14 protein-coding genes and 1 pseudogene are annotated in these 12,615 nt (G+C 36.7%); 11 read left to right on the forward strand and 4 right to left on the reverse strand.

Going from position 1 to position 12,615, the window contains the following annotated elements; all coding sequences use genetic code 11:
* Nucleotides 1–148 precede the first annotated feature (148 nt).
* The 6 genes from LCF45_RS23390 to LCF45_RS23415 all read left to right on the forward strand — a co-directional run bounded on the left by LCF45_RS23390 (nucleotide 149) and on the right by LCF45_RS23415 (nucleotide 5,551).
* Entirely contained in the window at nucleotides 149–1,108 is a 960-nt protein-coding gene (locus tag LCF45_RS23390; protein ID WP_002167527.1) for a tRNA modification radical SAM protein MnmL/YtqA, read from the forward strand.
* Nucleotides 1,105–1,677: a tRNA 5-(aminomethyl)-2-thiouridylate-methyltransferase MnmM gene (locus LCF45_RS23395; protein WP_002184797.1), complete on the forward strand. Its 573-nt coding sequence runs from the start codon at nucleotides 1,105–1,107 to the stop codon at nucleotides 1,675–1,677. The genes LCF45_RS23390 and LCF45_RS23395 overlap by 4 nt, the downstream gene beginning before the upstream one ends.
* Nucleotides 1,678–1,862: 185 nt before the next feature.
* Nucleotides 1,863–2,696 (forward strand): ABC transporter ATP-binding protein, encoded by an 834-nt coding sequence (locus tag LCF45_RS23400; RefSeq protein ID WP_002034419.1) that lies wholly within the window; start codon nucleotides 1,863–1,865, stop codon nucleotides 2,694–2,696.
* A gap of 18 nt (nucleotides 2,697–2,714) precedes the next feature.
* Complete coding sequence (locus LCF45_RS23405) at nucleotides 2,715–3,395, forward strand: hypothetical protein (protein ID WP_002067629.1); 681 nt, start codon at nucleotides 2,715–2,717, stop codon at nucleotides 3,393–3,395.
* Nucleotides 3,396–3,419: 24 nt separating this feature from the next.
* Nucleotides 3,420–4,094, forward strand: a complete 675-nt coding sequence (locus tag LCF45_RS23410) for an aspartate/glutamate racemase family protein (protein WP_263894312.1) — start codon at nucleotides 3,420–3,422, stop codon at nucleotides 4,092–4,094.
* Between the two features lie 155 nt (nucleotides 4,095–4,249).
* Nucleotides 4,250–5,551: a PepSY-associated TM helix domain-containing protein gene (locus LCF45_RS23415; RefSeq protein WP_088045216.1), complete on the forward strand. Its 1,302-nt coding sequence runs from the start codon at nucleotides 4,250–4,252 to the stop codon at nucleotides 5,549–5,551.
* A gap of 34 nt (nucleotides 5,552–5,585) precedes the next feature.
* On the opposite strand, the gene LCF45_RS23420 is transcribed toward LCF45_RS23415, so the two are convergent.
* Together LCF45_RS23420 and LCF45_RS23425 are read right to left on the reverse strand one after the other, a co-directional pair.
* Nucleotides 5,586–6,650 carry a tetraprenyl-beta-curcumene synthase family protein gene (locus LCF45_RS23420; RefSeq protein WP_002089107.1) on the reverse strand — a complete coding sequence of 355 codons (1,065 nt, stop codon included), beginning with the start codon at nucleotides 6,648–6,650 and terminating at the stop codon, nucleotides 5,586–5,588.
* A gap of 37 nt (nucleotides 6,651–6,687) precedes the next feature.
* Entirely contained in the window at nucleotides 6,688–7,491 is an 804-nt protein-coding gene (locus LCF45_RS23425; RefSeq protein WP_002167521.1) for an alpha/beta hydrolase, read from the reverse strand.
* Nucleotides 7,492–7,565: 74 nt separating this feature from the next.
* Here LCF45_RS23425 and LCF45_RS23430 point away from each other — a divergent pair, with 74 nt between their 5' ends.
* The 5 genes and pseudogenes from LCF45_RS23430 to LCF45_RS23450 all read left to right on the forward strand — a co-directional run bounded on the left by LCF45_RS23430 (nucleotide 7,566) and on the right by LCF45_RS23450 (nucleotide 11,220).
* Nucleotides 7,566–8,078, forward strand: a complete 513-nt coding sequence (locus LCF45_RS23430; protein WP_002015678.1) for a gamma carbonic anhydrase — start codon at nucleotides 7,566–7,568, stop codon at nucleotides 8,076–8,078.
* Nucleotides 8,079–8,223: 145 nt separating this feature from the next.
* Nucleotides 8,224–8,754, forward strand: a complete 531-nt coding sequence (locus tag LCF45_RS23435) for a phosphatase PAP2 family protein (protein WP_002167520.1) — start codon at nucleotides 8,224–8,226, stop codon at nucleotides 8,752–8,754.
* A gap of 12 nt (nucleotides 8,755–8,766) precedes the next feature.
* Nucleotides 8,767–9,909 (forward strand): glycosyltransferase family 4 protein, encoded by a 1,143-nt coding sequence (locus LCF45_RS23440; protein WP_263894313.1) that lies wholly within the window; start codon nucleotides 8,767–8,769, stop codon nucleotides 9,907–9,909.
* A gap of 3 nt (nucleotides 9,910–9,912) precedes the next feature.
* Nucleotides 9,913–10,096 (forward strand): annotated as a pseudogene (locus LCF45_RS23445) (IS200/IS605 family transposase); the annotation flags it as partial.
* Between the two features lie 11 nt (nucleotides 10,097–10,107).
* Nucleotides 10,108–11,220, forward strand: a complete 1,113-nt coding sequence (locus tag LCF45_RS23450; RefSeq protein WP_263894314.1) for a transposase — start codon at nucleotides 10,108–10,110, stop codon at nucleotides 11,218–11,220.
* A 218-nt stretch (nucleotides 11,221–11,438) separates the two neighbouring features.
* Here LCF45_RS23450 and LCF45_RS23455 read toward each other — a convergent pair whose 3' ends face one another.
* Nucleotides 11,439–12,041 (reverse strand): molybdenum cofactor guanylyltransferase, encoded by a 603-nt coding sequence (locus tag LCF45_RS23455; RefSeq protein WP_002167518.1) that lies wholly within the window; start codon nucleotides 12,039–12,041, stop codon nucleotides 11,439–11,441.
* Nucleotides 12,038–12,547, reverse strand: coding sequence for a MogA/MoaB family molybdenum cofactor biosynthesis protein (locus LCF45_RS23460; RefSeq protein WP_002034407.1), 510 nt, complete (start codon nucleotides 12,545–12,547; stop codon nucleotides 12,038–12,040). Before LCF45_RS23460 ends, LCF45_RS23455 begins: the two co-directional genes overlap by 4 nt.
* Nucleotides 12,548–12,615: the final 68 nt, after the last annotated feature.

Below are 12,615 nucleotides of genomic sequence, written 5' to 3' on the forward strand. Positions count from 1 at the left end.
CCTCAAAATTTGGATGAAACAAAAAAAGGTAGGTGGGAGCTCAACTGCCCGTAAACGCCCGATTCGTGAGGGCTAATAATCAGTGGGGGGAACATCCCCCACTGATTAAAGTTTCACTTTATTTTGACTCGTCTTAGGAGGGAAAGTAATGAAGGTTCAAAACCCTTTTCCATATACAAACGACAATAAACGTTATCATACATGGAATTACCACTTACGAAATGAATTTGGTGAAAAAATCTTTAAAGTTTCATTAGATGCTGGCTTCGATTGCCCGAACCGTGACGGTACAGTTGCTTACGGTGGTTGCACGTTTTGTAGTGCTGCTGGATCTGGTGACTTCGCTGGCGATCGCCGCGATGATGTTATAACGCAATATCATGAAATGAAAGAAAAAATGCACTCAAAGTGGAAAGACGGAAAATGTATCGCTTATTTTCAGGCTTACACAAATACACATGCACCACTTGAAGTGTTAAAAGAAAAATTCGAACCGCTTCTAGCAGAAAAAGACGTTGTCGGTCTTTCTATCGCAACTCGTCCAGATTGTTTACCAGACGATGTCGTTGAATATTTAGCGGACTTAAATAAACGTACGTACCTTTGGGTTGAACTCGGACTACAAACTGTTCATGAACGTACTGCAAATCTTATTAACCGTGCTCACGATTATCCATCTTATGTGGAAGGCGTAAATAAATTACGCAAACATGGCATTAGAGTTTGCTCTCATATTATTAACGGTCTTCCACTTGAAGATTACGACATGATGATGGAAACAACTCGTGAAGTAGCGAAGCTTGACGTACAAGGAATTAAAATTCATTTACTTCATTTATTAAAAGGAACGCCAATGGTGAAGCAATATGAAAAAGGACAACTCGAGTTCCTTTCTCTTGAAGATTACGTAAGTCTCGTTGTTGACCAACTTGAAATTATTCCAGAAGATGTAATTGTGCACCGCATCACAGGTGACGGTCCGCCTGATTTAATGATTGGCCCAATGTGGAGCTTAAATAAATGGGAAGTATTAAATTCCATCGATGCAGAATTTGTACGCCGCGGAAGCTGGCAAGGAAAATATGCAAATGAGGAGAAACAAAAATGAAATTAGAACGTGTATTACCGTTTGCTCGCTCGCTGCTGCAAACGGCTGTTAAAGAAGGCGATTACGCTGTAGATGCAACTTTAGGAAATGGACATGACACTTGCTTCCTAGCTGAAATCGTTGGAGATAACGGAAAAGTATTTGGATTTGATATTCAAAAAGAAGCAATTGAAAGCTCTACTATCCGCCTAAAAGAAAAAGAGCTTTTTGAACGTACTGTTTTAGTTCACGATAGTCACGATACGCTTCTATCCGTACTACCAGAAGATGCAAAAGGAAAAGTAACAGGCGCTATCTTCAACTTAGGTTACCTTCCTGGTGGTGACAAGCATATCGTTACAAAACCGAACTCAACACTCTCGGCAATTGAACAATTACTAGGAGTAATGGCACCTGAAGGAATCATCGTCCTTGTCATTTACCACGGACATCCAGAAGGACAAGTAGAACGCGACGCTGTACTTAAATTTGCAGAAGAACTAGATCAAAAAGAAGCTCACGTTTTGCGATACGGCTTCATTAACCAGCAAAATAACCCGCCATTTATTGTGGCGATTGAGAAGCGATAAAGTGAAACTTTAATCAGTGAGGTTTACTGTCCGGCAAATAGCAGGATAATTATATCAACGATTTTTCAGATATATCGATCATTCGACAAAACATAACAAAAAAAGACGTGCATTCATTGCACGTCTTTTTCTTATTCTCCTATATAATGGATGTATACAATATTTGAAGAAAGAAGGATAGAACTTTGCTAGTAGAACTAAGGGGAATTCAAAAGAAGTATGGCAAATCACTTATACTAGACAACATCGATTTATCCATTCCAGAAGGAGAAGCACTCGCTATTATTGGTGGGAACGGGACTGGAAAAAGTACTTTACTCAAAATAATTGCAGGCTTTATTCCACCTACGGCAGGGACACTTCAAAGAAAAGAACATATACAAATCAGTTATGTCCCTGAACATTTTCCTGAAGGAATTCGTTTTACATTAGAGGATTATTTATATCATCTCGGCCACATTCACGGTTTATCAACAAAATATTTAAGAAATAAAATTCCGATGCTCCTTGAATCTTTTCATCTACATCATGCAAAGCATTACGTTGTACGAAACTTTTCAAAGGGTATGAAACAAAAAACAGGCATTATGCAAGCATTACTTACGGACGTCCATTTATTAATTCTAGATGAACCTCTTTCTGGACTCGACCCTAACTCTCAGCAAGAATTAGAGCATATTTTACTCTCATTAAAACAACAAGGCATATCTATACTCTTCACATGTCACGAAAAACAACTACTAGAAAACTTCGCCGATAGAATTGTGACATTAGCAAATCATACAATTGCGGAAGATACCTCTGTGCAAAAATCAACAGAACAGGTCTATATTGAGGCAATTGTTCACGAAACATTTTCAGCTATAGAACTACAAAAGCAATCAGGATTTATACAAGTTACACACAATTCAAATCAAAACCTCATTCAATTACAAATCGAAAAGGAATATGCAAACGAAATGCTTCAGTTTTTATTACATAAAAAAGCATCTATCACACTGCTACAGCCTAATTTTTAAATCGAAAGAAGGTTTATTATGTTTGCGCTTATTCGTTACCATTTTCTCGACTACACGAAATCGTATAAGTACATTCCTCCTATTGCGATGTACTGCATAAGCTTACTTTTTGTATATACATATAAACCAACTCCCATTGTACCAACATACTTAGAAACAGCACTCGCACTTTATTTATTATCTGCCTGGATTACAGTCACAATTTTTCATACTGAAGATCCTGTACAAGAACAAATCACTATTTCACATACAAATAATATTTCGGCATTATACGTTGGTAAATATATTACGGCTCTTCTTATTTGTACTGTTTTATCTTTTATATCCGTAATCTATCCAATTATTTTGCAAATGTTTAATGAAAAAATGACAGCTTCTTTATTTCTAGTCGGATTTCTCGCTCACATGTCTTTATCTATACTAGGAATTTCAATCGCAACATTATTTACTAGAAATATTATTCAAAAAGCAAGCACCGCTTGGCTTAGTCTTACATTTATATTACTTATGACGATTGCCTCAATCCGGTTAAAAAAAGAGTTACTATGGTTTTTACCACCTGTCGAAAGCTTTATAATGCTTGGACAATACAAATATAATATACTTACTCATACTCTATGGCTTACAGCTTGGGCTATCGTATATTCATTTTTATTACTTACTTTATTTCTTTTTCTCGTTCGCAGAAAACGTTTTTGATTACATATTAAAGGGGACTAAACAATGATTGGAATACTAGCAGGAATGGGTCCAAAATCAACCGGACCATTCGTCGATACAGTTGTAGCAGAGTGCCAAACAATTTATGGAGCAAAGCATGATATGGACTTTCCTCATATGATGATTTATTCGTGCCCAACACCGTTTTATATGGATCGCCCTATTGATCATGCGGCGATGAAAAAAGCGATTATTGAAGGAGCGCAAAAACTTGAAAGTACTGGTGTAGATTTCATCGCAATGCCATGTAATACAGCGCATCTTTATTTCGAGGAATTACAGCGTTCTATTACCATTCCTATTTTGAATATAGTCGATGAGACGTTAAAAGCAATTCCTGAAAATACAAAAAGAGTCGCTCTTCTTGCAACAGAAGCGACTGTTCAAGCAAGTATTTACCAAGATGGAATTACAAAACGTGATATAGAGTACATTCATAATGAACAATGGCAAGAAATGATTAATCAAATTATTACTTGTATTAAAGGCGGAGAAATTGAGGAAGCTCGTAAATTATGGAGTCTGCTCGTTTTACAGTTAAAAGACGAAGTAGATACCGCTATTATCGCATGTACCGATTTGAATGTGGTGGTGAGTGAGGAATTTGTTGATTCCGCTCAATGTCTTGCGAAAGCAGTTGTTAGGATCTATGCATCAAATATAAAAAAGTCTTCATAAACATAGAACACATCCTTTTTAAAATGTGTTTTATGTTTGATAAAAATAACCAAAACTTTTAACTTTTTTCACAATTATTTCAAAGTAATCACACTTAATCTCGCTATATTAAATAAGTAGTTTATTCATATAGGGAAGGTTAGGGGAACTGAAGTATGAAAGTAAATCGTTCGCTTCATTATATTTTTTGGAGGTGGCATTTTTACGCCGGGCTTTTTATTACGCCGCTTCTTATTACATTGTCACTGAGCGGAATTGGGTATTTATTTCGGGAGGAAGTTGAAGATTTCATCTATAAAGATTTATATTTTGGGAAGAGCGCCCAAACAGAGTCTATTTCGATGGCTGATTCGCTTTTCTTAACAGAGAAAAAATATCCACATTATAGTGTGGCGAAAATTAGTGAGTTTAATGGGGATTATAATACGAGACTTACTATTGCAAATGAATATACTGGGCAACAAAAATATGTGTATTTAGATAGCAATAATCAAATTGTTGGAGATCAAAATGCAAGTGAAACTTTTGCCAATATAATGCGGGAATTACATAGTTCTCTTTTAGTTGGTGGCACTGTCGTCAACTATACTGTAGAGCTTGCGGCATGCTGGACAATCTTTTTAATTGTGACTGGATTGTATATGAGTATACGCCAATTCAAAAACACACCCGCATCCACTAAGCGAGAAAAAGCAAAACGACGTCATTCTATTATCGGTATTATATTTACAATTCCACTCGTTTTGTTAGTCGCATCTGGATTACCATGGTCAGGATTTATGGGGAACCAAATTTATAAAATCGCATCGTCGAATGAATCGATTGGATATCCGACATTGTATATGGCACCGCCTGAATCGAAGGTAAAAGAATTACCGTGGGCAACTAGAAAAGAAGCTCCTCCTGAATCGAATTCAAATGAGCCAAAAGCAATTTCTGTCGATGAATTACAAAAAGGAATTGAAATAAAGAAGCCATATGTTATCTCACTACCGGCTGATCCGAAAGGTGTATTCACCGTTTCGAAATCAAGCGGTTCCGGTATTACGGGTATGCATGTCGCACCAAATGAAGAAATAACAGCTTATTTTGATCAATATAGCGGAGAACTTATTTCCAAAACGGACTATCGTGATTATGGATTATTTGCACAATGGTTTACTTACGGTATCCCGCTTCACGAAGGACATTTATTCGGATGGCCAAATAAAATATTATGCTTACTAACGACATTATCTTTATTACTTCTCATTTATTACGGAATAAAAATGTGGTTAGCAAGAAAGCCAAAAGGAAAATTAGCAGCACCGCCAAAGCAAAGAGATAAGAAAAGCATAATCGTTTTCTTTATCATGATGGTTATACTAGGCGCTGTCATGCCTTTATTCGGACTATCTGTTTTAGTTATTTTCGCAATTGAACTTCTCATATATGTATTTTCAAAAATACAATCATAATAAGAAAACCACTCTACAAGAGTGGTTTTCTTATTCACTGCGCCATTTTCTTTCGGTACATCTTCCCGTTCCAGTAGAAGAATCGTGAAGTGAGCCCTCCGTATTTTACAATGCGCCGTGCCATTTTGTGCATATTCTTTTGCGCTGATACTTTTTGATCTGATAAATAAATACCAAGTAATCCTCGGCTTATGAGACGATGAAACTTCGCATGAGGCAAATCACCAATGCTCTTCTCTGCTTCTTCTACAAAATGTTTCATACGATCTAATATAGCTTGCTCGTTTTCATAATAACTACAGAAATTCAAATCTCCGCCGATACGGTCTTCTTCTTGATCGATGAAATAATCAAGTAAAATGTGAAGTCCTTGTACGTATGGAAAATACCCTTGTCTAATTTTCACAATATCTTCTTCATGTAACTCATCATGAAATGCATATGCTACAAGACAGAAAATTCCAAGCGTAGAACCTGCACATGCTGAAAACTCAAACCAACTCATCGGTGGTAAATTTTCTTTATGCGCTTCAAACCATGTTTTTAAGCGTGGTTCTCTTTCTTCTAACTTCACGTGTTTATGAATTTGCAAATCACAATAATAACAAGCAAGTTCATGAAGAATTGGAGCAATTTTATCATAATGCTTCGTTTTCTTTAAAACATCCTGACATGTTTCAACAAGCTCATCTAAATAACCACCATCATCTTGATCATCACGATAACGATAATAGTTACCGCCCCCTTCAACTTCAGGGCTTAATGCCATTACCATCGACTCATGAAGAGCCGCAAAGTCTTTCGGGTCAAGTGATGTACTACGATCACATAAATTATCTAAATAGTCGCTAATCGTTTGATAAGCTACGATAAAACGAATACATTCCTCACGATGTTCATTTGCTAGTAGCGCTAAAATGCCACCGCCCTCGCAATGAAACGTTTTATTCTCAATACTTGCGATTGCCTGACTATGAAGCTCGTCATTCGGAATATGGTAGGCACGCTCTTTCCACATCGCTAGCTCATGGTGTACTACCGGAAACACATCACGGTATACTTTCGCCATGAGCGTTATGGGATTACTCGGTACGTTCACTTCTTCCTTCATCTCCTCTATTCAATGTACAAATAATTTACTTATTTGTTTCTATTATGTTATTGATGCGTATTTCAGTAAATGACTGAATATAATTCAAAATTTCATCACGCTCATACTCATTTAATAACTCATGATAACAATTCGGCCATTCTTTAAAAGCCTTATCACTTATTTTAACATTATCAAACCAAGTACGGACACGTATTTTATCTACAAGTTTATCCTCACAAGCCTGCATTAGCAAGAGTGGAACGTCTGGAAAATCGCCTATTTTTTTATGCGCAATTTCGATAGACTTAATCAATTCACTATACCAACGTACTGATACTTTGCGCAAGAACAATGAATCATTCTCCATCGCATCTCTCACTTCATGATTACGAGTTGACATTTCCACTGTAAGATTCGTTGCAAATTGCAATTTTGGAGCAACAACATTTAATATTTTTGAGGCAGCTCGAAGCGGAGCAGAAGGTCCAGTTAATACACCTAAACATGGTGAACTTAAAATAATACCATCTACATCTTCTCTCTTCGTTTCTTGCATCATACGAATGACAATAAGACCACCCATACTATGACCAAATATAAAAATAGGTAATCGATACTTCCTTGCCTCTTTCACCCATAATTTAACTTCCTCTATGTATTCATCAAATGAATCAATATGTCCTCTATTTCTCGAAGTCGTTCCATGTGATGGAAGGTCTCCCATCACAACGTGGTAGCCGATATGATTCCACATTTCTGCTATAGCTTCGTAACGTCCGTGATATTCCATTGCGCCGTGCACGATAACGACTACAGCTTTCGCTTCCTCTGCTTCATAATTCCACATACGGACCTCCTCCATTTCACTCTTTCTCATAATTTGATACACTAAAACTAGTCTCTAGGAAAGGAAGGCTTTACATGATATATCCTTACAAAGAAAAAAATCCGAAAATTGCGAGTAGTGCTTTTATCGCTGACTATGTTACCATTACAGGCGATGTGACAATTGGCGAAGAATCTAGCATTTGGTTTAATACAGTCATCCGCGGTGATGTATCACCAACGATAATTGGAAATAGAGTAAATGTACAAGATCAATGTACACTTCACCAAAGCCCCCAGTATCCTCTTATTTTAGAAGATGACGTTACCGTTGGGCATCAAGTTATTTTACATAGCTGCAAAATTGAAAAAGATGCTTTAATCGGAATGGGATCTATCATATTAGATGGCGCTGAAATTGGTGAAGGAGCTTTCATCGGTGCTGGTAGTCTCGTTTCACAAGGAAAGAAAATCCCTCCTAATACGTTAGCTTTCGGTCGCCCTGCGAAGGTCATTCGCGAATTAACAGAAGAAGACCGTAAAGATATGGAACGTATCCGCACACAATACGTTGAAAAAGGACAATATTATAAATCGTTACAAAAGTGATTTTATCGCTGCCATAAGACTGGCAGCTTTTTTTATGAAAAAATCTAACTTTTTCTTTACAAAACCTTATTATCCCCTCAATAAAATCTTATTAAAATAGAAGTTAATAACTCCATATATATGTAAATGAGGGAGGAAAAATCTCATGAAGGTCAGTGGACTATATAAAATAGAATGTTACATCTTCAAAGGAATTAATCGCTACTTTGATCAAAAAACATTAAACATCTTTTTCAGCAATATTACCCATATCGGTGGTGCAAGTTTTTCCATTGCACTTACCCTATTCTTTTTAATTTTCGCAACAGGGAATTTGCATCAAGCTGCAATTGCAACTGCTATTTCTTTAACAATTAGCCATATTCCTGTGCAAATATTAAAAAGATGGTATCCACGAAAACGTCCTTATTTAACAATTCAAGATGCGAAATATCCAGTACAGCCTTTAAAAGATCATTCTTTTCCATCCGGACATACAACGGCTGTTTTCTCTGTCCTCATTCCATTTATTTGCTATAATCCAAACTTGCTTGCTTTTCTATTACCGTTAGCATTATGCGTCGGTATTTCCCGTATTTATTTAGGGCTTCATTATCCGTCAGATGTATTTGTAGGCATGTGCCTTGGCACTTGCTCTGGCATCATCTCTTTTTATCAACTCATTCCACTCATGTAAAGGAGCGATATGATGAGAGTCGCCATATTTACCGATACATTTACACCACAAGTCAACGGTGTGGCGAAAACTTTGGAACGTTTAACTAAATATTTTCAAAAAGAAAATATCGCCTATTCTGTTTTCGCCCCCCAGCATACGGCAGAAGATAATTTCGTAGCGAATGTGAACAAAATGAGAAGTATCCCGTTAACAATATTATATCCAGAATGTCGCTTTGCCTTTCCTACTCCGCGCATTAAGCGGGAACTTCTTGCCTTTAAACCTGATATCATTCACATCGCTACGCCTTTCAATATGGGACTTTGTGGGTTATATTATGCCAAAAAGTTAAATATCCCAGTTGTCGGTTCTTATCATACTGATTTTGACGCCTATTTACGCTATTACAAAATCGAATTTCTCTCCAATATGCTATGGAACTATTTAAGCTGGTTTCATAGTCATATGCAAAAAAACTTTGTTCCTTCTCCTGAAACATTACATCAATTAAAGAAAAAAGGATTTCAACAGCTCTATATTTGGGGACGTGGTGTAGATTGTACTCTCTTTCATCCAACTTACAATAAAGACCTATTCCGAAAAAAATATAATATTACAGAGAAATATATTCTTTCCTACGTCGGGCGCCTTGCTCCTGAAAAAGATATCGATACTCTTCAAACACTTATTCAAACGACAAACAAAGAACGTGACGATATTCATTGGCTCATCGCTGGAGACGGGCCTCTAGCAACAAATTTGCGTGAAGCTGTTCCGAAAACAAATGTCACTTTTACTGGATATTTACAAGGCACGGATTTAGCTGAAGCATATGCTTGTTCTCATATGATGGTATTTCCATCAGCTACTGAAACGTTCGGAAATGTCGTACTTGAATCATTTGCATGCGGTACACCTGTCATTGGTGCAAATAGTGGCGGGGTTAAAAATATTATTACAGATGGAAAAACGGGAATTCTTTGTCCGCCAAAAGATACAGATTCCTTTCTATCCTCCATCCATTCTTTATTGCAAAATGAAGAGCTGCTTATGCAAATGGGCATAGCAGCTTCGTCTTATGCTAAATCAAAAAGCTGGGATGAGATCTTTCGTGGCTTACTTGACCAATATGAAGAAGTCCTTCAGCACACTGCATCAGAATTACTCGCTTAAAAAGAAATGACAAAATTTATTAATGCTTATAAAAGTGCAAGTTCTCAACTAATCAAAAAAGACTTTCCACAAGTGAAAAAAACTTTAGAAAGAAATGTTTTGGTCAAGAAGTTTTTGCTTACTAACTACTGGTAGTTCGCCAATAGACGTAGTAAAGAAATATATTGAAAATCAAGGTAAAAAGTGAGGTGAAATGATATGACAAAGCAGAATAAAGCATATAAATTCCGGTTGTATCCAACAGAAGAACAAGCAAATCTTATACGTAAAACCTTCGGTTGTGTACGTTTCGTGTACAATAGAATGTTAGCTGAGCGAAAAGAAGCGTACGAAAAATACAAAGATGATAAGGAACAACTAAAGAAACAAAAGCCTCCAACCCCTGCGAAATATAAAGCAGAATTTGAGTGGTTAAAAGAAGTTGATTCATTAGCTTTGGCAAATGCTCAACTACACTTGCAAACTGCATATAAGAATTTCTTTAGTGGTCAAAATAACTTCCCAACATTCAAAAGTAAAAAGGACAGAAAGTCTTATACAACGAATGTAGTAAACGGTAATATTCTGTTGCTTAATGGTCATATCAAATTGCCAAAACTGAAAATGGTACGTATCAAAAAACATAGAGAGATACCACAAGATTATATGATCAAGTCTTGTACGATTTCTATGACACCTACTGGTAAATACTATGTGTCAATCTTGACTGAATACGAAAAAGAGATTGTACAAAAAGAAGTAGGAACAGTTGTTGGATTAGACTTTGCAATGGATAGATTATACGTCAGTTCTGAGGATGAGAAAGCCAATTATCCTAAGTTCTATCGTAACATGTTAGACCGATTAACAAAGGCGCAACGAGTATTATCAAGACGCAATAAAGGTTCTGAACGTTGGAATAAACAACGTATTCGTGTAGCTACGTTACATGAGAAAGTAGCTAACCAACGTAAGAATTTTCTTCATCATGAGTCTAAAAAGTTAGCTGCCAATTTTGATGTTGTAGCTATTGAAGATCTAAACATGAAAGGAATATCGCAAGCACTTCATTTTGGAAAAAGTGTCGCTGATAATGGGTGGGGTATGTTCACTTCTTTCTTAACTTATAAACTAAACGAACAAGGAAAACAACTTGTGAAAATAGACAAATGGTTTCCATCAACAAAAACATGTAGTAGCTGTGGAAATGTGAAAAGTCTGACATTGTCTGAACGAATCTATTCTTGTATATGCGGTGTAAATCTCGATAGAGATTATAACTCAGCCATCAATATCAAAAATGAAGCAATACGTCTTTTAGCGTCAGCATAAATTGTAATAAAATAACCTTTGGAACAAGGGAGTTAGCTCGGCTGTCTTAGGACGAATTCGTTAGCTATCAGAAGTAATGATTAACCGAGAAGCCCTCACTTCAAACACTCCTTTAGGACGTTAAGTGGCGGGTAGTTCACGAAATCCCCTTAAAATCAACTTACTCACATACCTTTATACAGCAATTGTTCCCCAATTTCTGTATATCAAAAAACCTTTCATTCATTTGAAAGGTCTTTTTGAGCCTGCACATATTCTTCTTTCGTATTCACATTTATAAACCAATCCACATTCGCTTGTACATCTTCACCAGCAATATATTTCACATTACATTGTGATAAAAGCTGGCCCATACTTCTTTTTTCTTCTTGAAGCAAAGCATAAATCTTTTCTTTCACGCGGTTATTATACGCTGCAAGTAACGGTTGTTTTCTTCCATTAATAATAGGGACAACAGCATCATATTCATCGCTCGTTTGCTCTAATAAAATGGTAATCCATTCATTTGAAACGTTCGGTGCATCACAAGGCATAATAGCGTACCAATCTGCTTCTATATATTCCATTCCTGATACAATTCCAGCAAGCGGCCCATTTCCTTTATAGTGCGACATATCTTCTATAACTGGAACTTGTACTAATTGCTCTACTCTCTCTTTTATATCAGAATGACTAATGACTACAATTTCTTGCACAGCGCTTTCCATTACTTTCACAATATGCTCAATAAAAGTACTCTCTTTCCAGCCTACTAACGCTTTCGGCTCACCGAATCGGCTCGACATACCTCCTGCTAATACAATTCCAGCACACTTACTCATTGACGGTGCAACTCAAATGTAATATGACCTAATTCCGGTAAAATTAACTTGTTCATCGCAAGACGAACCGCTCCGCTAGACCCTGGCATCGAAAAGACAACTTTACGCCCGATTGTACCACCGATTGCTCTACTTAACATCGCACTACTTCCGATATCTTCTAAGTAACTTATCATACGGAACAACTCACCAAATCCAACAATTTCTTTATCTAATAACACTGACACTGCCTCAATCGTTACATCACGTTTCGTAATACCAGTTCCGCCATTCGTTAGCACGACATCAACATCTTCCCTATGATAACCAGCTAACACAGCCTGCTGGATACTTTCTTTATCATCTTTCACAATTTCATAAGAGGTCACTTTATGTCCTGCTTCTTTTAATAATTCATGTAATAGTTGTCCGCTCTTATCCGTCTCTTCCGTACGTGTATCGGAAATCGTCACGATTTTGCAGCGCACTTCTTTTGGAGCTTGTTTTTTATGTTCAGTTACACTCATTTTTCATCTTTCCTTTCTTAAAGACTTTTCTTCATTTTATCATACATATCTTTACACAATTATGTATG

The organism is Bacillus sp. 41-22 (assembly GCF_025809295.1).
Classification (GTDB): Bacteria; Bacillota; Bacilli; order Bacillales; family Bacillaceae_G; genus Bacillus_A; species Bacillus_A mycoides.